Below are 20267 nucleotides of genomic sequence, written 5' to 3'. Positions count from 1 at the left end.
GGGAGCGGAGCCCGGCATTCGGTTCCGTGGACCGGGCGTGAGCGGACGATCCGGTGGTCCCCAATCGGTCGGGCACGGAGAAGGATGATGGCGTGTGTCGCCTTCGGCCGCATGATAGGTCGGAGCCATGACCCTACCCGCCGGACGGCATGCCCTCACCACCTCCACCACGGAAACGGCCGAGGCGCTGATCGAGACCCTGAGCGCACGGCTCCTGAACGGCGACAGCGCGACGACGGTGCTCGAAGGCTGGTGCGAGGAGCGTCGGCTCGCGTCGGAGGCCCGTCTCGTGGCGACGCGGGTTCCGGGTCCAGAACGGGACCCGAGCCCGTTGCAGGCCCATCGGCTCGCCCTGTCCGACGGAGAAGCGGTTCGGTATCGGCACGTCCGCCTGAGTTGCGCAGGCCACGTCCTGTCGCAGGCCGAGAACTGGTACGTCCCGGCGCGTCTGACGGCGGAGATGAACCTGTCACTCGATGTGACCGAGGCTCCCTTCGGCCGGGTGGTCCACACGCTGTTCCCCAGACGGCGAAACCTCCGTCTGCTGAGATTGTGGCCGCGGGATGCGGGTGTTCCCGGCCCGTCGGATCTCGTCTTCGCCATCGAGGCGATCCTCTCGGACCGGTCCGGGCGCCCGATCTGCGAGGTCAGCGAGACCTATACCGGCGCCATCCTCGCAGACGGTGGCGCTTAAGCAGGTTTCGCAGAAGTGGCCCCCGGTTCTGCGAAACCTGCTCAGCCACGTCCGTCACTCGTCGAGGCGGGATTCCGGGTCGAGCTTCGACAGTTTCAGCAGGTTCTGGCCGTAGGCGGTCTTGGCGAAGAGTTCGCCGCGGGCGATCAGCTGCGCCTTGTCGATGAAGCCCTGGAGATAGGCGATCTCCTCCAGGCAGGCGACCTGGAGGCCCTGCCGGTTCTGCAGCGTGCGCACGAACTCGCCCGCCTCCAGCAGGCTGTCATGCGTCCCAGTATCGAGCCAGGCATAGCCGCGCGACATTCGCTGCACATAAAGCTCGCCGAGGTCGAGATAGGCCTGGTTGACGGATGTGATCTCCAATTCGCCACGGGCCGAGGGCTCCACGGCGGCGGCGATGTCGAGCACCCGATTGTCGTAGAAGTAGAGGCCGGTCACCGCCCAGGGGCTCTCCGGCACCGTGGGCTTCTCGACGATGCGCAGCGGGCGTCCGTCACGGTCGAGGGTGACCACGCCGTAAGCCTCGGGGTGGTCCACATGATAGGCGAAGATCGTCGCGCCGCTCGCCCGTTCGCGCGCCTGTTTCAGCATGGCGCTCATGCCCGAGCCGAAGAACAGGTTGTCGCCCAGCACCAGGGCGACGTCGTCCGAACCGACGAAGTCGCGCCCGATGGTGAAGGCCTGGGCGAGGCCTTCCGGACGCGGCTGCACCGCGTAGCTGAAGGACAGGCCGAACTGCTCACCGGTGCCGAACAGGCGCTCGTAATTGCCGAGATGCTCCGGGCTCGAGATGATCAGGATCTCGCGGATGCCGGCGAGCATCAGCACCGAGACAGGATAGTAGATCATCGGCTTGTCGTAGACCGGCAGCAGCTGCTTGTTGATCGACAGGGTCGCCGGATGGAGGCGCGTACCGGACCCGCCGGCGAGAACGATGCCCTTCATGACTGTGTCTCTGCTGAATGATGCGCGGGGCCGACCAGCCGGTCGAGGATGTCGTCGAGGGCGGCCTGCCAGGGGCGCGGCCTCAGCCCGTAGGCCTTCGTCAGGCTCTCGGTGGACAGTTCCGAATTGGCGGGCCGCCGGGCGGGCGTCGGATAGGCGCTCGTGGGGATGCCGTTGACCGGAACGCTCCGGCCGCCGCGCGCGGCGGAGCCGGCGACGATGGCTTGCGCGAAACCGTGCCAAGTGGTCGCACCCGCATTGACGTAATGGTGCGTGCCTGTGGGCGCGTCTCCGTCGGCGGAAAGACGCAGGGCGATGTCCGCGAGGGCGGCGGCGAGATCGGCGGCCGAGGTCGGGCAACCGCGCTGGTCGTTCACCACGTTCAGCGCATCCCTCTCGGCGGCGAGGCGCAGCATGGTCTTGACGAAGTTGCCCCGGTGCGGGCTCACGACCCAGGCGGTGCGCAGGATCGCATGGCGCGGATTGGCGGTGCGGACCGCCATCTCGCCGGCGGCCTTGCTGGCGCCATAGACGCTGGTCGGACGGATCGGCGCGTCGGCCGCGTAGGCGCCCGAGCCGGCGCCATCGAAGACGTAATCGGTGGAGACGTGGACAAGGGGGATGCCGCGCCGCGCCGTCTCGGCCGCGAGGATGGCGGGGGCCAAGGCATTGAGGCGCCAAGCCTCCACCACCTCCGACTCGGCCTTGTCCACGGCGGTATAAGCGGCGGCGTTCACCACCGCCCCGATGGTACGCTCGGAGAAGATCCGCGCCACGGCGGCCGCATCGGTGATGTCGAGTTCGGCACGGGTCGGGGCGACCAGGGTCACGCCCGGGCCCCAGTTCCGGGACGCCTGCAGTTCGGTGCCGACCTGGCCCGCCCCGCCGAGGATCAGGATATCCATCTCAGGCTTTCGCATCGGGTGTGCCGAGGCCGAGGCGCTCGCCGGTATAGCGACCCTCCCGGATCGGACGCCACCAAACCTCGTTGTCGAGGTACCAGCGCACGGTCTCCTCCAGGGCGTCCTCGAAGGATTTGGTGGGGGTCCAGCCGATCTCCCGCTCGGCCTTGCCGGGGTCGATGGCGTAGCGTCGGTCGTGGCCCGGCCGGTCGGCGACGAAGGAGATCAGGCGCTCGTGCGGCCCATGTTCCGGCCGCAGCCGGTCGAAGGCGGCGCAGAGGGCCTTCACCACCGCGAGGTTGTTGCGCACCGATCGGCCTCCGAGGAGGTAGGTCTCGCCGAGGCGGCCCCGTTCCAGCACCGCCACGAGGCCGCGTGCGTGGTCCTCCACGTGGATCCAATCGCGCTCGTTGAGGCCGTCGCCGTAGACCGGCAGGGGCCGCCCTTCGAGGGCATTGAGGATCATCAGCGGGATCAGCTTCTCGGGGAAATGCCGGGGGCCGTAATTGTTGGAGCAGTTCGTCACCAGCACCGGCAGGCCGTAGGTCTCGCCCCAGGCCCGCGCCAGATGGTCGGAGGCGGCCTTGGAGGCCGAATAGGGCGAGCGCGGGTCGTAGCGGCTGTCCTCCGTGAAGAACTCGTCCGGCGGGAGCGAGCCGTAGACCTCGTCGGTGGAGACGTGGAGGAACCGGAACGCCGCCCTCGCCTCACCGGTGAGGCCCTCCCAGTAGGTGCGGGCGACGTCGAGCATCACCTGCGTACCGACGACGTTGGTGCGGATGAAGGCGCCGGGATCGGTGATCGAGCGGTCCACATGGCTCTCTGCGGCGAGATGCATGACGGCGTCGGGCCGGAACTCGGTGTAGAGGGCGTGCACGGTGGCGGGATCGCAGATGTCGCCGGTCACGAGCCGGTGCCGCGGATCGCCGTCGAGGGGTGCCAGCGATATCGGGTTGGCCGCATAGGTCAGGGCGTCGAGGGTCGCAACCTCATGGCCGAGATCCCGGACGAGGTGCAGGACCAAAGCCGAGCCGATGAAGCCGCATCCGCCCGTGACCAGGATGCGCAGAGGTTTGGCCATATTTTACAAATCCTGATGGTCACGCATGGGCGGGTCCGTATCCTGCCGCGCCTCGAGGTCTTCGCTGATCGGGCGGACGGTGGCTTAGAACACCGCGCCCAGTTCGGCGAAGGACGGTGCGACGCGATCCTTGTCCGACAGGACGGCCTCGTCCTCACCGACCGGCCAGGCGATGGCCAGATCCGGATCGTTCCAGGCCAGATTGCGGTCGTGCTCGCGGCTGTAATAGGCCGACACTTTGTAGGCGACCATGGTGTCGGGTTCCAGGGTGCAGAACCCATGGCCGAACCCCACCGGGACGTAGAGTTGTTCGCCCTCGGCGGCGTCGAGCCGGACAGAGACGTGCCGGCCATAGGTCTCGGAACCGCGCCGCAGGTCGACGGCGACATCGAGGATGGCGCCCGACAGCACGCGCACGAGCTTGGCCTGGCCCGCCGGTGCGAGCTGGAAATGCAGGCCGCGAACGGTTCCGCTCTGGGCGGAGAAGGATTGATTGTCCTGCACGAAGGCGTCGGCGATCCCGGCTGCCGCCAGGACATCGGCCCGGAAGGTCTCCGAGAACCAGCCCCTGTCGTCGCCGAAGCGATTGGGCACGACCCGCTTTACCGCGGGAATCTGTGTCTCGACCACACGCATCGCGATCCACCCTTCAACTTTGGGGGTCTCTAGGCGCGTGCCGGGCGGCCCTGTCAAGGCATGCGGCGGCATATCGTACTGGCACCGACCCTGCGCTTGCCCCTCCCATGCCGGAGGGCTAACTCCCGCTTCCCGCGAGGTGGGGCCGCCCCGACGGCGGCCGGAACCGTTCGAGAGGACGAAGGATGACGATGACGTTCGAACTGACGCCGTGGCGATCCGCCGTGGCCGTCATGGCCCTGATCGCGATGACGGGAGGGGCCTTCGCCCAGAAGGAGGCCGACCCGAGCGGGGTCTGGCTCACCGAGAACGGGGATTCGAAGGTTCGGATCGCGCGTTGCGGCGGCGGCTATTGCGGCACCCTGGTGAGCGTGCCGGGCAAGGGCCTCGATTCCAAGAACCCGGATGCCTCGCTGCAATCCCGCAGCCTGATCGGCGTCCAGATCATGAATGCGGCGACCCCGTCCGGGGACGGCTACGAGGGCTCGCTCTACAATCCCAACGACGGCAAGACCTATTCCGGCAGTCTCACGGTCAAGGGGCCGAACGTCGTCGAGGTGGCGGGCTGCGTCATGAGCGTGTTCTGCAAGCGCCAGACCTGGAAGCGCGTCAACTGACGGAGAGCGCCTGGGCGATGGCGTCGATCGCCGCCTGGGCGCCGGTTCCCTCCGGGCCGCCGGCCTGGGCCATGTCGCGGCGACCGCCGCCGCCCTTCCCGCCGAGATGCCCGGCCCCGGCGCGGACGAGGGCGACCGCGTCGAACCGGTCGGTCAGGTCCTCGGTGACGCCGACGACGAGGCCGGCCTTGCCGTCCGGCGACACGCCGACCAAAGCGATGATGCCGGAGCCGATGCGGCTCTTGCCGGCATCGGCGAGGCTCTTCAGGTCCCGCATCTCGACGCCTTCGACGACCTTGGCCATCAGCTTGACGCCGCCGATCTCGACGATGCCGTCGTCGTTCCCCGACGAGCCGCCCATGGCGAGCTTCTTCTTGGCTTCCGACAACTCGCGCTCAAGACGGCGGCGCTCCTCGATGAGCCCGCTCAGGCGCTCGGGCACGTCGGCACTCTGGACTTTGAGGAGCCCGGCGATCTGGCCGAGGGTGCGGCTCTCCTCGGCACGGTGGCGGCGGGCCGCCCCGGCGGTGAGGGCCTCGATCCGGCGCACACCAGCACCCACCGCACTCTCGCCCAGCACCGAGATCTGACCGATCTCGCCCGTGCGGCCCGCATGGGTGCCGCCGCACAACTCGATGGAGAAGGCCGGAAGGCGTCCCTCCTCCGCGAGTTCGCCCCGGTCGTCGACCGGGCGCCCCATGGAGACGACGCGCACCTCGTCGCCGTATTTTTCGCCGAATAGGGCGCGGGCGCCGGAGGCGACGGCCTCGTCCTGCGCCATCAGCTTCGTCACCACGGGCGTGTTCTGCAGGAGCACCGCATTGGCGATGTCCTCGACAGCGCGAAGTTCGGCCTCGTCCAGGGGTTTGGGATGGCTGAAATCGAAGCGCAGGCGCTCGGCCGAGACCAGCGACCCCTTCTGAGCCACGTGATCGCCGAGCACCTGGCGCAGGGCCTCGTGCAGCAGATGGGTGGCCGAATGGTTGGCGCGGATCGCCGACCGGCGGGCGTGATCGACGGTGAGCTCCGCCGCCTGCCCGAGGGTCAGCTGCCCCTCGTCGATGATCACATGATGCACGAAGAGATCGCCGAGCTTCTTCTCCGTGGCGGTGACCCGAGCGCTGAGGCCCGACGCGGTCAGGCGGCCCGTATCGCCCACCTGACCGCCGGATTCCGCGTAGAACGGGGTCTGGTTGAGGAGCGCGAGGCCGGTCTCCCCGGCCCTCAGGCTCTCCACCTCGGCCCCGTCGCGCAGGAGCGCGGTGACGATGCCTTCCGCGCCTTCGGTCTCGTATCCGAGGAACTCGGTGGCGCCGACGCGCTCCTTGATGCCGTACCAGACCGTCTCGGTGGCGGCCTCGCCCGAGCCGGTCCAGGCGGCGCGGGCGGCCTTGCGCTGGCGCTCCATCGCCTGGCCGAACGCGTCCGTGTCGACGCCGATGCCGCGGGCCTTGAGGGCGTCCTGGGTCAGGTCGAGGGGGAAGCCGTAGGTGTCGTAGAGGGTGAAGGCGGTCTCGCCGGACAGGTTCTGGCCCTGGACTAGGGTGCGGCTCTCCGAATCGAGGATGGCGAGGCCCCGCTCGAGGGTGCGACGGAAGCGGGTTTCCTCCAGGCGCAGGGTCTCCGAGATCAGGCTCTCGGCGCGGGTGAGTTCGGGATAGGCCTGCCCCATCTCGCGGATGAGGGTGGGGACCAGGCGGAACATCACCGGCTCGCGGGAGCCGAGGAGTTCGAGGTGGCGCATGGCGCGGCGCATGATGCGGCGCAGAACGTAGCCGCGTCCCTCATTCGACGGCAGCACGCCGTCGGCGATGAGGAACGAGACCGAACGCAGGTGATCGGCGATGACGCGGTAGGAGGCGACGGTGCCGGGCTCCGGCGGCCGGCCGACCGCGTGGCTCACCGCATCGATGAGAGCCTTGAACAGGTCGGTGTCGTAGTTGCTGGTGACGCCCTGGAGGATCGCCGCCATGCGCTCCAACCCCATGCCGGTGTCGATGGAGGGGCGCGGCAGGGCGAGGCGGTTGCCCGGCTCGATCTGCTCGTACTGCATGAAGACGAGGTTCCAGAACTCCAGGAACCGGTCGCCGTCCTCGTCCGGCGAGCCGGGAGGACCACCCTGCAGGCCGGGCCCCTGGTCGATGAAGATTTCCGAACAGGGACCGCAGGGGCCGGTATCGCCCATCTGCCAGAAATTGTCCGAGGTGCCGATGCGGATGATTCGGTCGTCGGAAAAGCCGGCGATCTTGCGCCAGAGCCCGGCCGCATCCTCATCATCCGCATAGACGGTGACGAGCAGCCGGTCCTTCGACAGGCCGAACTCCTTCGTGATCAGGCTCCAGGCCAGTTCGATCGCCTGCGGCTTGAAATAATCGCCGAAGGAGAAGTTGCCGAGCATCTCGAAGAAGGTGTGGTGGCGCGCGGTGTAGCCGACATTGTCGAGATCGTTGTGCTTGCCGCCGGCGCGGACGCATTTCTGCGCCGTGGTCGCCCGGTTGTAGGGCCGCTTCTCGACGCCGGTGAAGACGTTCTTGAACTGCACCATCCCCGCATTGGTGAACATCAGGGTCGGGTCGTTGCGCGGCACGAGGGACGACGACGGCACCACGGCGTGGTCCGCCTTGGCGAAATAGTCGAGGAAGGCCGACCGGATCTCGTTGACGCCGCTCATCGTAAAATGACTCTGTCGTGCGCCGCGACCGGTCGCACGGACCGCCCGGGGCTTCTTCGTGGCTTCGCGCTCTCATACGGAGACCGGACCGCCGAGTCACGCCCGGCAAACACGTCGTCCGTTTCACTTTTCCGCACTGCTCGGGCTCGGTACGGCGCAACGCCTCCACCATCGACCCAAAAGGACGCCTGATGCCGATTGAAATTCGGCTCCTCGGCTGGTCCTGCCTCCTCGGCCTCATTCACGTCATCGCCGCCTCGGCCAGCGGCCTGCAGTAGCGCCGCGGGCTCGATTGGGCCGCCGGGAACCGCGAGGGGACGACGCCCGAGGTGACCGGTGCGGCCAGCCACCTCGAAAAGGCATCGAAGAACTTCTTCCAGATCTTTCCTCTTTTCGCTGCCCCGGTTCCGGCCTGCGCCGTCACCGGGCGGCACAACACCGCCGTCATCCTGAGCGCCTACCTCCACTTCTTCGCGCACCTGATCTATCTGCCGCTCTACGACGTCGGCATCCCGAAGGTGCGCAGCATCGTCTGGGGCGCGTCCATTGTCGGCATCCTGTTCGTGCTGTGGGGCCTGTTCATCAAGATCCTCCCCTACAGCGCGTGAGGTCTGAGCGGCGCGGCCGGAGCGTTGCCCGGCCACGCCACATTTTTTCGCGTCGAGGATACGCTCAGGCGTCGAGGAGGTATCCGGCCGGAACGGGGCTTGCGTGATGGAAGGCGAAGTCGGCATCCGCGAAGCTCAGATCCGGAGCGCCGTGATAGGTCACGTTGAAGCCGAACGTGGCGGTGCTCCCCACCCCGATCGTCGTGTTCCAATCGACCGCTTCGAAGACGAGGTCGCCGGCGGCGGTCTTCGACACGTTCGCTCCCCAGACGCTGGTCACCGTGACGTCGATGCCGTCCCTCACGTCGAGCACAGTCGTCCAGTGGTCGATGGCCTCGGTGCCTGTGTTATGCACGGAGACGGACTGGGTCAGGCCGCCACCCCAATCATTGGTCGGGTGCGCATCGATCATGGCCTGCGGCGTGACCGCTGGAGCGTCGAGGTCGTGGAAGGCCGAGGAGAAATCGGCCTTATCGAAGCCGGCACCGGAGATCTGAACGGTGTAGTGGATCACGTCGCCGGCCTTAAGGGCCGGCTTGTAAGCCTCGCCCTGTGTGCTCAGGACGAGACCGCCATCGGCATCGCGGACGACGGCCACGGGGCCGCTATGCCCGCCGACCCAGGCGCCGGTGACGGTGCCGTTGCCATGATAATTCGGCGCGATCTCCCAGGCATGAGCCACGCCGCCGGTGAGATCGCCGGCCTGCACCACGTAGTCGAAGGTGGCATTGAAGCCGCCCCCCCAGGCCGGGTTGTACCAATCGTTGACCGAGGCGACGGAGAAGCCCGGATGCATCGGGGCATAGACGGTGGAGACCTGCACCTGATGGCTGCCCTCGCTTGAGACGAGCCCGTCGTCGAACCTGTAGTCGAGGGTGACGGTGCCGGCCGGTCCATGGCCGCTGTTGGCGTATGTAATCGCCTGGATCACGTGGTCGACCACCGCCGAGGTGGCGTTTCCATCGAAGTCGAGGGTGAGGATCCCGCCGGAGTTACGTGCCACTGTCCCGACTTTGGCGCCGTCGTAAAGGAGATCGCCGCCCTCGATGAGCGCACCGAGGGCTCCGCCGGCACCGAAACGATCCTCCGCCGCGCCGCCGCCTTGGCGCATGATCGTGAGGCTGGACCCGCGATAATCGCCGTGCCCCGCATTGGCGCGGTCGAGTTCCAGGTCGGCCACCGTCGCGTCGGTATCGAGGACGACGGCCGCGCCACCCCTCACGAAGTGTGGGGTCGCGTCCAGGCCCGAGAAGGTCGGAGCATGGTTTGCGCCGGGCTCGAGGCCGAGGGCGACGACGGTGGTGATCTGCCGGGAATCGGTCCGGAAGTTGTTGTCAGCGATCAGAATGACGCTCTGCCGGCCGTCCTCCAGGCGTGGCCCTAGGACCATGCCCTCGATGTTGTCGGGGCTGTTTGGATAGATGAGGGCGTCCGTCCCGGCGAGGAAGTCCGGAAGGAATCCGAGATTCGCTAGCAGCGTCTTCTTGACCGGGACCACCTGGCCCGCGGCTGCGGAAAGGCGGTCCAGGCCCGCCACATCGGTGGCCCCGCTGATATCGACTTCGTAGAGGCGGATCGAATTGCCCCGCCCGCTCACGAAGACGCGCTCCAGGGCCAACAGGTGGGTGTCGTCGAGGGCGATCAGCTCGACGAGGCCGTTGTCGTCTGTCCGTCTGTCGGCCCCGAAATCATCGATGGTGTAGACGTACTCGTGGTCGAGGGATCCGTCGGTGGCGTCGAAAGCGAAGATGCGCGAGGGAAGGCCGCCGGCGAATTGCGACGGCATGTCCTGAACGAGCGGATGCTCGGTCCCGGCGAAGAGACGCCGTCCGTCCGGCGTCAAGGCGAGGGCCTCGATCCCGCGATTGAATTCGTAACCCCCGGTCAGGTGCGGGGGCAGCGCTACCGTGCCGATCTCGGTTCCGGTCGCGTCGAAGTGTTTGATGAAGGGGGCCTGAAATGAGCCCTCGGACCCGATGTAGAACGAGCCGTCTGCAGCCGCGACGATCGATTCGGGATCGCTCACCGGAAACGGGTATCCCGCCGGATTTTAGAGCCGCGTCACACCCTCGACGGTGACGTCGCCCTGGTCGAGCCGGCCGTCCTGCAGGTCGATGGCGAGGGAATAAGTCCGCGCATTCGCCTTGTCGTCCGAGATCGCCACATAGGTCCCGTCGGGTAGCCGCGTCAGGCCGGAGAGGCCACCCACGACCGTTCCGTTCACGATGGTCTTGTTCGGGATCGTCGCGGAGCCGAGAAACACGGCCGCTTTGAAGCGCGGCCCATCGTCGTTCTCGAGCGGGGATGCCGATCGTGAGTCCGGCAAGACCGGGTCGGTTAAAAACTCTTCACGTGTGGTCATGGAATGCACCCCTTTCTCCCGCATTGGGAGGGGGCTAGGCCATAGAGCGGCTGCACAACAGATTGACAACATGCGGCGCCTCGAGGCGCCACTTGTCATGCACGGACGGTGGACTTATCCAATGCAGCTGAGAATGACGATCTTAGACAAGTCATCGCATCCTGCTTAATCAAGTGATCGCACCTGGCAGGCGCGAGGGCGATCGCTGTTCGGCGGCCGCGCGCACCGCTTGCGACCGGGTCCGACCCGGCGGTCCGTGGGACGGCTCGTTGACGAGATTCGAGGACGGCCTGGTGCAGCGGGCCCCCATCCCCATCATCACCGCGCGATGACGTCGGAACCCGGGGGTGGCTTTGCGCGGCGATCAGGTCGGACACCGCCACGCGCCGCCCCCCAAACAAAAGCCGCCGAGCCTTGCGGCCGGCGGCTTGCCGAGGGGGCGAACGAGGGGCGCGGGTTCAGCCCCCTGTAAAGCGATCAAGCCTCGCCTTCGTCCAGATCGTCTTCGGTAGGCTTGGCGGTTTCGAGGATCTTGTCGGCGAGCAGGCCGGAATTCTGACGGATCGCCGCTTCGATCTTGTTGGCGATGTCCGGGTTGTCGCGCAGGAACCCCTTCGAGTTCTCGCGGCCCTGGCCGAGGCGCTGGCTCGCATAGGAGAACCAGGCACCGGACTTCTCCACGATCCCGGCCTTCACCCCGAGATCGATGAGCTCACCGACCTTGGAGACGCCCTCGCCGAACATGATGTCGAATTCCACCTGCTTGAAGGGCGGAGCGACCTTGTTCTTCACCACCTTGACGCGGACCTGATTGCCGATGGCCTCGTCGCGGTCCTTCAGGGTCGAGATGCGGCGGATGTCGAGACGGACCGACGCGTAGAACTTGAGCGCGTTGCCGCCCGTCGTCGTCTCCGGGCTGCCATACATGACGCCGATCTTCATCCGGATCTGGTTGATGAAGATGACCATGCACTTCGAGCGCGAGATCGAGCCGGTGAGCTTGCGCAGGGCCTGGCTCATCAGGCGCGCCTGAAGGCCGGGCTGGCTGTCGCCCATCTCGCCCTCGATCTCGGCGCGGGGCGTCAGCGCCGCCACCGAATCGACCACGAGTACGTCGATGGCGCCCGAACGCACCAGGGTGTCGGTGATCTCGAGGGCCTGCTCGCCGGTATCGGGCTGCGAGATCAAGAGATCGTCGAGCTGCACCCCGAGCTTGCGCGCATAGATCGGATCGAGGGCGTGTTCCGCGTCCACGAAGGCGCAGACGCCGCCCTTCTTCTGGGCCTCGGCGATGGTGTGCAGGGCAAGGGTGGTCTTGCCTGAGGATTCGGGGCCGTAGATCTCGATCACCCGGCCACGCGGCAGGCCGCCGACGCCCAGCGCGATGTCGAGGCCGAGCGACCCGGTGGAGACGGTCTCGACCTCCGCCACCTTGTCGTTCTTGCCGAGCCGCATGATCGAGCCCTTGCCGAAAGCTCGCTCGATCTGGGACAGCGCGGCATCGATCGCCTTCGCCTTGTCCTTGTCCACCATCGGGGATTCCACAACTTTGAGCGCGGGCTGGGCCATTCGTCGGCATCCTTATGCATGGGGAGAGCTCAAGGCTCAATGCGCCTCGGATGCGATTGATGTACTTGTTTTGTTCTCATTGCGCAAGGTCGCTAGTGACGGGAACGGCAAATCGCAGGCGTTTTTTGTGCTCGCGTCGCGGGTTGTCGCGCTGGCCCCGGATCGGGTTCCGCTGACGCTCCACCCGTCCGGGGTTGGTGGCAGGTGTGGGGAAAGGCTTATCCGAAGCATCATTCCCTTTCCCGGCCGCCTGGAGCGAAGCGGAAGGTTGAGCCGGGACCCAGCCCGTCAGGCACCGCGAGGCGGTACGTGTTTGCCCGCCCCCGAGGGCGATCCGGGAGCCGATACAGGACGCTCCACGCGGTGGCACCTGCTACCGCGCGATCGTCTCCTTCACCGTCTCGACGAGCTGCTTGAGGCTGAACGGCTTCGGCAGGAAGTTGAAATCCTCGCCCTCGGGGAGGTTCTTGCGGAACGCGTCCTCGGCATAGCCGGAGACGAAGATCACCTTCAGGTCGGGGCGGTGTTTGCGCAGCTCGCGCAGCAGCGTCGGCCCGTCCATCTCCGGCATCACCACGTCGGAGACGACGAGGTCGATGGTCTGGTCGACATCGCTGATGAGGGCCAGGGCGTCGAGGCCGGAGGCCGCTTCCAGCACCGTGTAGCCCCGTGCCGACAGAGCCCGGCTGTTGACCGCGCGGACGGGGTCCTCGTCCTCCACCAGCAGGATCACGCCCTGTCCGGTATGATCGGGCGAGGGTTTGCGCGGGGCGGTCTGCCCGGCGCCGCCGGGCTTGTTGAGGTCGCGCGTGCTCTTGAGTCGGCTGGCGGCGATCTCCGCATTGCTCTGCGGGGCAGATGGGAGGACGGTCTCCGGGGCAGGCTCGGCCGCCGGTTCGTGACGCGGCAGGTAGATGCGGAAGGCCGTGCCGCTGCCCACGGTCGATTGCACGTCGATGGTGCCGCCGCTCTGCTTGATGATGCCGAACACGGTGGAGAGGCCGAGGCCGGTCCCCTTGCCGATGTCCTTCGTGGTAAAGAACGGCTCGAAGATCTTCTCCATCACGTCGGGCGGGATACCCTCGCCGGTATCCAGCACTTCGATCAGCACGTGGTCGCCCGCCGGTGCGCCGGGCCGGCGCTCGGTGTTCTCCAGGCCTTCGAGGATGTTGGCGGTGCGGATGAGCAGGCGGCCGCCATTCGGCATCGCGTCGCGGGCATTGACCGCGAGATTGACGATGACCTGCTCGAACTGGTTCACGTCGGCCTTGATCGGCCAGATGTCGCGCCCATGCTTCAGGTCGAGGTCGACACGCTCGCCGAGCAGGCGCTTCAGCAGCAGCGTCAGGTCGGAGAGCGCCTCGCCGACATTCATCACCTCCGGGCGCAGGGTCTGGCGCCGCGAGAAGGCCAGCAGCTGCCGCACCAGGCTGGCCGCCCGGTTGGCGTTCTGCTTGATCTGCATGATGTCCTGGAAGGCCGGATCGGTCGGCCTGTGGCTCGCCAGGAGTAGATCGGAATAGCCGATGATGGCCTGGAGGACGTTGTTGAAGTCGTGCGCGATGCCGCCGGCGAGCTGGCCCACCGTGTCCATCTTCTGGGTCTGGGCGATCTGCTGTTCGAGCTGGCGCTGCGCCGTGGTGTCGAGAGCATAGAGGATCACCCGCTCGCGGTCGGCGGGCGTGGCCGCATCCGTTGCCGCGGAAGTGTCGCCGCCGGCCGGGCTGAGCCAGACCCGCGCCGAGCGGTTCCCCGGCCCCGCCAGCGCGACCTCAATGGGTTGCACCTCGACGGTGCCGTCGGCGGCCTTCACCAGGGCGCTCTCGAGGGCGGCCCGGTCGCGGTCGACCAATGCCTCCCACATGGTCGGCTCGGTGCCGAGTTCGCCGCGTCCGTCCGGCACGGCCTGGCGCGGCGTTCCGCCGAACAGCCTGGCGAAGGACGCGTTGGCGCGCGCGATGCGCCCGGTGGGGTCGAGGGTCGCGATGGCGATGGGACTGTTGTTGAGGAAGCGGGCGAGCCGCACCTCGGCGGCGCGCTGCGGCTCGTCGCTCTCGGCCCCGGCCGAGCGGTTGAGCACGAAGGTGCGCGACGGCCCCGGCTTGCCGTCCTGGCCGAAAGCCACGCGGTGATAGAGCCGGGTCGGCAGCGGCTGGCCGTTGCGGCGGCGCAGGTCGAGGTCGAAGCGGTCCGTGCGGACCTCGCCGGGCAGGCCTTCGGTGGCGGTGAGCACGTCGGCGCTCGGTGCGATCTCGGCCAGGCGCAGGCCGCCCGAGCCCACCGTGGCGAGGTCGTAGCCGAGCCAGAAGGCCAGCGTCGCGTTCATGTAGACGATGGAGCCCGACGGATCGATGGAGAGGAAGCCGGCCGGCGCATGATCGAGATAATCGATCGCGTGCTGAAGCTCCTGGAAGACGTTCTCCTGGCGCTCGCGCTCATGGGTGATGTCGGTGACCGTCCACAGGGTCGCCGGGAGCCTCGGCCGCTCCACCGCCCGCACGGCGATGCGGAACCAGGCGAAGGCGCGCTCGGTCTCGCCCCGGGGCGGGGGGGCCATGCGGATCTCCTCCACATGGCCTCGCCCGTCATGGGCTGCCTGGGCGAGGCGGTAGACCGCCTCCGACACGTCCGGCGAGCCGACGAAGACCCGTTCCACCGGCCTCAGGTTGGAGAAGGTCTCCCCGCCGGAGATCCGCAGATAGGCTTCGTTGGCGTAGATCAGGCGGCCGCCATCCTCGACGACGATGGCGCCCTCAGGCGAAGCGTCGACGATGGCCTTGGTGATGTCGTCGCGGCCGGTCTGGCCCGAAAGCTGGAGCGCGCCGATCGCCAGAGCGAACAGGCAGAACACGCCCGCCATGGCGAGCAGGGCGAGAAGCCCGAGGATGAGCGGCTGCGCCTGCTCGTTGGCGACGAAGGACAGGCCCACCGCCGCGCCGACGAGAAGTCCGGCCAGGACGAGGAGCAGCCCGACCCGGCCAGGCCTCTCCGACCGGTCGATGGCGCTCGACACCGGTTTCGTTGGTCCGCTCACCTCAGCCATCTCGGCGCCATTCCACCCTCGAGCGATCCCGGTTAGCGCCCAGGCCGCGTCGGCAGCAAGGGTATCCGCCGGACGTTACGGACTAGTCTCGTCAAAAAAGGTGCATAAAGCGTGGCGCTTTCACGCCGCGCGGCGCTTGAGCCGCATGACGAAGCCGATCACTTCGGCCACCGCGCGGTAATGCTCGGCCGGAATCTCGGAATCGATCTCCACGGTAGCATGGAGTGCTCGCGCCAGCGGCGGATTCTCCATGATCGGCACATCGTGCTCCTTTGCGACGGCACGGATGCGCAAAGCCAGGGAATCGACCCCCTTGGCGACGCAGATTGGCGCCGCCATGCCCGCCTCGTAGCGCAGGGCGACGGCGTAGTGGGTCGGGTTGGTGACGATGACCGTGGCGGTGGGGACGTCGGCCATCATGCGCTTGTTGCCCCGCGAGGCGCGGATCTGCCTCATCCGGCCCTTCACCTCGGGATTGCCCTCGCTCTCCTTGTGCTCCTGCTTCATCTCTTCCTTGGTCATGCGCAGCTTCGACCGCCAGCGGAAGCGCTGATAGAAGGCGTCGCCCATGGCGATGACCACGAAGATGGCGAGCATGCCGCCGAGAAGCTTGAGGGCGATGCCGAGGATCGCGGGCAGCATCGCCGCCGGATCGAGCCGGGCGAAGACCTCGAGCCGGTCGCGTTCGTTCCACAGGATGGTGCTGGCGACGACCCCCACCAGCATCAGCTTGGCGAGCCCCTTGAGGAACTGGACCAGGGCCTCGATGCCAAAGATGCGCTTGATGCCGGCAAGCGGGGAGATGCGATCGAATTTCGGCATGAGGGCATCGGTGGAGAAGACCAGCGGGTGCTGGACCAAACCGCCGGCGAGGCCCGCGATGACCACGAGGCTGACGGGGATCACCAGCGCTTGGCCGCAGATCAGCAGCATCCGCATCCCCATCTCGGTATAGGCGGTGGGGTCGGAGGGAACCTGATGCGCGTTCATCAGGAAGGCGCGCAGGCTGACGAGGAGCTCCTTGGCGATCGTGCCCGACGCCAGCAGCAGCGCCATCGTGAAGGCGGACAGGATGAAGAAGGTGTTGACCTCGACGCTGTTGGCGACGTTGCCCTGCTCGATCGCCTTTTCGATGCGCCGTTGAGTCGGCTCTTCTGTTTTGTCTTCCTGGTCGCTGTCGTCGGACACGGCTCAGCGCTCCCCTGTCCGGCGCATCGTCGGGCCGTTCGACACCGCCGTCATCGCCCGGTCAACTCGCCGAGATAGCGGCCGATATCGTCGAGGAAGACGCTCATCATGATGCCGAGGCTGCCGAACAGGATCAGCATGCCGATGAGCACGGAGGCCGGTACCGCGATGAAGAACACCTGCATCTGCGGCATCAGGCGCGAGAGCACGCCGAGACCGACGTTGAACAGGATGCCGAAGGCGATGAACGGCGCCGAAATCTGGACCGCCAGGAGGAAGCCCCGCGCCATCGCCCTGAGCGCGAGCTGAGCCGCCTCGCCCATGGCCAGCACACCGTTGGGCGGCAGCATCACGTAGCTCCGGCCGATGGCGTCGAGGGCCACGTGGTGCAGGTCGGTGGCGAGAATGAGGGTGATGCCCAGCATCATCAGGAAGTTGCCGAGCGCCGCCTGCTGTCCGCCCTGGGTCGGGTCCACGGTCATCGCGTAGGACAGGCCGAGCTGCTGCGAGACGATGACGCCGGTGGTCTGCAAGGCGGCCAGCACCATGCGCACGGTGAGGCCGAGGACGAGCCCGATCAGCAATTCGCCGATGAGGAGCGCGATCAATCCGGGGCCCGCAAGGGCCGCCCCCTGCATCGGCAGCAGCGGGCGCACCATCGGGAACAGGATCAGCGAGACGAGGAGCGCGAAGGCGAGGCGGATGCGCGGCGAGACAGATTGTTCGCCGAGCCCCGGCAGCAGCATCATCAGCGTGCCGATGCGCGCGAAGGTGAGCAGGTAGGCCGCCGCGATGCCGGGCAGGAGCAGATTCATGATCCTGCATAGCAGCGCCCGGTCCGGCGCGTCATCCGCCGGACACGATGCGGGCGGCGATCCGGGTCATGTAGCCGGCGAGCGCGTCGCCCATGAAGGGCAGCATGAACAGGAGCGCCGCGAAGACGGCGACAATCTTGGGCACGTAGATCAGCGTCTGTTCCTGGATCTGCGTCAGCGCTTGGAGCAGCGATACGACGAGGCCGACCACGAGGGCGACGATCATCAGCGGCCCCGCGACCTTGAGGAAGACGAAGATTCCGTCCCGGGAGACGTCGAGGATGGCAAGGCCGGTCATGGCAATGAGCTCACGGATTGTATTGGGGCGGCGGCGATGTCGGCCTGTATTCTCATCCGCGCCCTCATCTTGAGGTGCCGGAGCGTCGCGGAGGCCTCGAAGGAGGGCAAAGAAAAGCGGTGGCGACTAGATCTGCATCCGCATGATTTCCTCATAGGCGGAGATCACGCGGTCGCGGACGGCGACCAGGGTCTGCAGGGCCGTCTCGCTCTCGGCGACGGCGGTGACCACGTCGACGACGTTGGCCTTGCCGCCCGCCACCGACAGGGCCTGGGCATCGGCCTTCGCGCCGCTCTCGCCGATCTTGTCCATGGCCGAGGTGAGGAGCGAGGTGAAGCCATTATCCGCCCCCGAGGTCGGAGCGATCCTGGGCGCACCGCCCTTCATGCCGCCGATGTTCTGGACGGCGGCGTAGGCTCCTGCGGCGAAGGCGTTGGTCGGCATGGCGGCGGACTTTCGGGAGAGGAGGAGCGTCAGGCCTTGAGGATGGCGAGGGTGGCGTTGATCATCTTGCGGGTCGCGGTGACCATGTTCAGGTTGGCCTCGTAGGAGCGCTGGGCCTCGCGCATGTCCATGTTCTCGATCAGCCCGTTGACGTTGGGCATCCGCACCTCGCCGCGCGCATCGGCGCTGGGATTTCCCGGGTCGTACTTGGTGCGGAACGGCGAGGGATCCCGCCTCACCCGCCCGGCCTCGACCATCGACGCGCCGGTCTCGCGGTCGATGTGCTGGGTGAAGGTGGGGATCTTGCGCCGGTAGGGTTCGGCGCCGACCCCGCTGGGCGCCGAATCCGCATTGGCGATGTTCTCGGCGATGATCCGCATCCGGCCCGACTGGGCCTTGAGCCCGGATGCCGCGATGGTCAGGGATTTCAGGAATTCCACGGCGCGTACTCCGCAAGTTCGGGGTGGCGGTACGATCAGCGCTTGCCGATGGCGATCTTCAGCTTGTCGAGGCTCTTCTGGTACATCGTCGCGGCGAGCTGATAATCGGCTTGGTTGTCGCCGGCCTTCATCATCTCCTCCTCGAGATTAACCCCGTTCCCGCTGGGCCTGATCTCGAACCCGTTGAACCGGCGCGGTTCCGCGCCCGGTCCTTCGGGGCCGCCGTTGAGGGCGATGTGAGCCGGGCTGGTGACGGCGAGGCCCGAATTGCCTCCCGTCGATCCGGACGGCTGGGCGAGGTCGCCGGTCCCGCCGCCGAAGCTGGGGTTCGCGAGATCACGCGGCTTGAAACCCGGCAGATCGGCGTTGGCGACGTTCTCGGCGAGCAGCTTCTGGCGCGTCTGATGCCACTGCATCCGCGTGCGAAGCATGGAGAGGATCGGGAGATCGGTGACGGACACGGTGCTCGGAGCCCCTCGGCGCCGCCGGACGACCCCGGAGCGATGGGCAAAATCTGCCGCCTCCATGGTTAACGTCCGGTTAAGAGCCTGTCTGTCGGCAGCGGATGCTCGGCGCGGACGCTGCCTGTTAACGAACTCTTGACACCTACGCAGCGTAACGCGCTGATATTGCTCGCAGTCGTTCCTACCGGTTCCCCATGTCGTTCCCGCCCTGTTTCGCACCGCGTGCAACCGTAAAGCTGCGGTGAGCTTCGAGGCTGGATCGATCGTAGACCGCAGCGGTGATCCGAGGCTTCGAGTGCCCCGCGACCTTGTTCGCGTCGTCGGTCAAGGCGCCGTTGTCCCTGACCACCGTAATGGCGCTTGCACGCAGGTCTCGGCACCAAAGACTGACCGGAAGGCCCGCCTCTGACCGCACGGCCCTCCATAAACGCGTCAGCTCATAGCTTCGATACGGCCTGCCCTGACGCTGATGAACGATGACGGGTCCGTATCGCTTTTCCTCTGGGACATGGCCGATTTCCGCCGGGACCACGATCGGCTACATGCGCGCGAAGATGGAGAGGCCGCCGCACATCGCTTCTCCTTCAGTCGGCGGCGCCGGTCTGGCGCAGATCGCCGGCATGGTCATGGGACAGGGCGACCTGCAAGACCTCATCGACGGCCTTCGCGGGATCTCCGCCTCGCACGACCGGTGCGCGCTGATGCGTGAGACCGAGATGGCGGTACGGAAGAAGGAGGTCGAGGTGACACGCGACCATGAGAAGAAGCTGCTCGAGGAGCGGCGCGTTCACGAATAGCGGCTCGCTGAGGACCGGCACCAAGTGCATCGCGTGTTGGTGGAAGCGATACAGACCGCGACAGGGAGGGTGCGCGACATTCGCTGCGTGGGATGACGCCCTAACCACGGCCCGCCCCGTGCATCGCCCTCTCCGGAGCTGTCCTCCCCGAGGCTCCTCTGAATAACTGACCCCGCCCGGCGGAAGCTGGCGCGGGGTGTTTCGATCTCCGTCTCACGAAAACGTGGTTGAGCGCGGCAGCCTCGGCAATCCCCCGTTCATTCTGGGGAGCTCATCACTGCGACATTGAATTTCAGGGAGGCAATCGTGCGCATACGTTCAAGCAAGATCCTTTTGACGATCGCGGCCTGTGTCGGCTTGGCCTCCATCGCCGAAGCGGCGCCTCTGCCTATCGCCGCGGACAGTCACGACTCGCATGAAACGATCGAGACCGTGCAGTACTACGGCGGTGGCTATGGCTATGGAGGCGGCTACGGGCGCGGCGGCTACGGCTACGGCTACGGCTACGGCCACTCGCCCGAGCACCGCTACCGGCAACACATTCGTCGCGAATTCCTTCATGAGCGGCGCTACGATGCGCATCTGCGCCGCCAAGCGCAGCACTACCGTCGTGCCTACCGCTACGGGTACTAAGCCGCCGCACCCACCCCGACAGATCTTAACGTCCTTCACCCGCCCGGCTCACGCCGTGGC

18 protein-coding genes and 2 pseudogenes are annotated in these 20267 nt (G+C 67.1%); 5 read left to right on the top strand and 15 right to left on the bottom strand.

Features of this window, described 5'->3' with window-relative positions:
• The first annotated feature begins 127 nt into the window (after positions 1–127).
• A complete protein-coding gene (locus FPV16_RS06005; RefSeq protein ID WP_227437004.1) occupies positions 128–694 on the top strand; it encodes a hypothetical protein in 567 nt (188 codons plus the stop codon).
• Between the two features lie 54 nt (positions 695–748).
• Here FPV16_RS06005 and rfbA read toward each other — a convergent pair whose 3' ends face one another.
• The 4 genes from rfbA to rfbC all read right to left on the bottom strand — a co-directional run bounded on the left by rfbA (position 749) and on the right by rfbC (position 4258).
• A complete protein-coding gene (gene rfbA, locus FPV16_RS06000; RefSeq protein ID WP_227437002.1) occupies positions 749–1639 on the bottom strand; it encodes a glucose-1-phosphate thymidylyltransferase RfbA in 891 nt (296 codons plus the stop codon).
• Positions 1636–2544 (bottom strand): dTDP-4-dehydrorhamnose reductase, encoded by a 909-nt coding sequence (rfbD, locus tag FPV16_RS05995; protein ID WP_227437000.1) that lies wholly within the window; start codon positions 2542–2544, stop codon positions 1636–1638. The genes rfbA and rfbD overlap by 4 nt, the downstream gene beginning before the upstream one ends.
• 1 nt (position 2545) lies before the next feature.
• Positions 2546–3610 carry a dTDP-glucose 4,6-dehydratase gene (gene rfbB / locus FPV16_RS05990; RefSeq protein WP_227437026.1) on the bottom strand — a complete coding sequence of 355 codons (1065 nt, stop codon included), beginning with the start codon at positions 3608–3610 and terminating at the stop codon, positions 2546–2548.
• 96 nt (positions 3611–3706) lie between these two features.
• Entirely contained in the window at positions 3707–4258 is a 552-nt protein-coding gene (gene rfbC / locus FPV16_RS05985; protein ID WP_227436998.1) for a dTDP-4-dehydrorhamnose 3,5-epimerase, read from the bottom strand.
• Between the two features lie 185 nt (positions 4259–4443).
• On the opposite strand from rfbC, the gene FPV16_RS05980 reads away from it, so the two are divergent.
• The gene (locus FPV16_RS05980) at positions 4444–4875 is read left to right on the top strand and encodes a DUF2147 domain-containing protein (RefSeq protein ID WP_227436996.1); all 432 of its coding nucleotides are present in this window, start codon (positions 4444–4446) and stop codon (positions 4873–4875) included.
• Here FPV16_RS05980 and alaS read toward each other — a convergent pair.
• A complete protein-coding gene (gene alaS, locus FPV16_RS05975) occupies positions 4868–7546 on the bottom strand; it encodes an alanine--tRNA ligase (RefSeq protein ID WP_227436994.1) in 2679 nt (892 codons plus the stop codon). The genes FPV16_RS05980 and alaS overlap by 8 nt on opposite strands.
• Before the next feature lie 320 nt (positions 7547–7866).
• On the opposite strand from alaS, the pseudogene FPV16_RS05970 reads away from it, so the two are divergent.
• Positions 7867–8154: pseudogene (locus FPV16_RS05970) on the top strand (MAPEG family protein); the annotation flags it as partial.
• Between the two features lie 64 nt (positions 8155–8218).
• Here FPV16_RS05970 and FPV16_RS05965 read toward each other — a convergent pair.
• The 10 genes and pseudogenes from FPV16_RS05965 to flgB form a co-directional block, all read right to left on the bottom strand.
• A complete protein-coding gene (locus FPV16_RS05965) occupies positions 8219–8566 on the bottom strand; it encodes a cellulose binding domain-containing protein (protein ID WP_227437024.1) in 348 nt (115 codons plus the stop codon).
• A 924-nt stretch (positions 8567–9490) separates the two neighbouring features.
• Positions 9491–10516: pseudogene (locus FPV16_RS05960) on the bottom strand (esterase-like activity of phytase family protein); the annotation flags it as partial.
• Between the two features lie 477 nt (positions 10517–10993).
• Positions 10994–12085 (bottom strand): recombinase RecA, encoded by a 1092-nt coding sequence (gene recA / locus FPV16_RS05955; protein ID WP_227436990.1) that lies wholly within the window; start codon positions 12083–12085, stop codon positions 10994–10996.
• Positions 12086–12458: 373 nt separating this feature from the next.
• Positions 12459–15128 (bottom strand): cell cycle histidine kinase CckA, encoded by a 2670-nt coding sequence (gene cckA, locus FPV16_RS05950; protein ID WP_227436989.1) that lies wholly within the window; start codon positions 15126–15128, stop codon positions 12459–12461.
• Positions 15129–15248: 120 nt separating this feature from the next.
• Positions 15249–16316, bottom strand: a complete 1068-nt coding sequence (gene flhB / locus FPV16_RS05945; protein ID WP_227436987.1) for a flagellar biosynthesis protein FlhB — start codon at positions 16314–16316, stop codon at positions 15249–15251.
• Between the two features lie 50 nt (positions 16317–16366).
• Positions 16367–17131 (bottom strand): flagellar biosynthetic protein FliR, encoded by a 765-nt coding sequence (gene fliR / locus FPV16_RS05940; RefSeq protein WP_227436985.1) that lies wholly within the window; start codon positions 17129–17131, stop codon positions 16367–16369.
• 31 nt (positions 17132–17162) lie between these two features.
• Entirely contained in the window at positions 17163–17429 is a 267-nt protein-coding gene (gene fliQ, locus FPV16_RS05935; RefSeq protein ID WP_027174271.1) for a flagellar biosynthesis protein FliQ, read from the bottom strand.
• A 126-nt stretch (positions 17430–17555) separates the two neighbouring features.
• Positions 17556–17873, bottom strand: a complete 318-nt coding sequence (gene fliE / locus FPV16_RS05930; protein ID WP_227436983.1) for a flagellar hook-basal body complex protein FliE — start codon at positions 17871–17873, stop codon at positions 17556–17558.
• 29 nt (positions 17874–17902) lie between these two features.
• A complete protein-coding gene (gene flgC, locus FPV16_RS05925; protein ID WP_056252364.1) occupies positions 17903–18313 on the bottom strand; it encodes a flagellar basal body rod protein FlgC in 411 nt (136 codons plus the stop codon).
• A gap of 35 nt (positions 18314–18348) precedes the next feature.
• Positions 18349–18774 carry a flagellar basal body rod protein FlgB gene (gene flgB / locus FPV16_RS05920; protein ID WP_227436981.1) on the bottom strand — a complete coding sequence of 142 codons (426 nt, stop codon included), beginning with the start codon at positions 18772–18774 and terminating at the stop codon, positions 18349–18351.
• Between the two features lie 545 nt (positions 18775–19319).
• Here flgB and FPV16_RS05915 point away from each other — a divergent pair.
• Both FPV16_RS05915 and FPV16_RS05910 read left to right on the top strand, forming a co-directional pair.
• Positions 19320–19574, top strand: a complete 255-nt coding sequence (locus FPV16_RS05915; RefSeq protein WP_227436978.1) for a hypothetical protein — start codon at positions 19320–19322, stop codon at positions 19572–19574.
• A 306-nt stretch (positions 19575–19880) separates the two neighbouring features.
• Positions 19881–20207: a hypothetical protein gene (locus tag FPV16_RS05910; protein ID WP_227436976.1), complete on the top strand. Its 327-nt coding sequence runs from the start codon at positions 19881–19883 to the stop codon at positions 20205–20207.
• Positions 20208–20267 lie beyond the last annotated feature (60 nt).

It is taken from the genome of Methylobacterium sp. W2 (genome assembly GCF_020662345.1).
Taxonomy (GTDB): domain Bacteria; phylum Pseudomonadota; class Alphaproteobacteria; order Rhizobiales; family Beijerinckiaceae; genus Methylobacterium.
The sequence above is the reverse complement of the archived record's forward strand: the minus strand, read 5'-3'. Positions and strand labels throughout refer to the sequence as shown.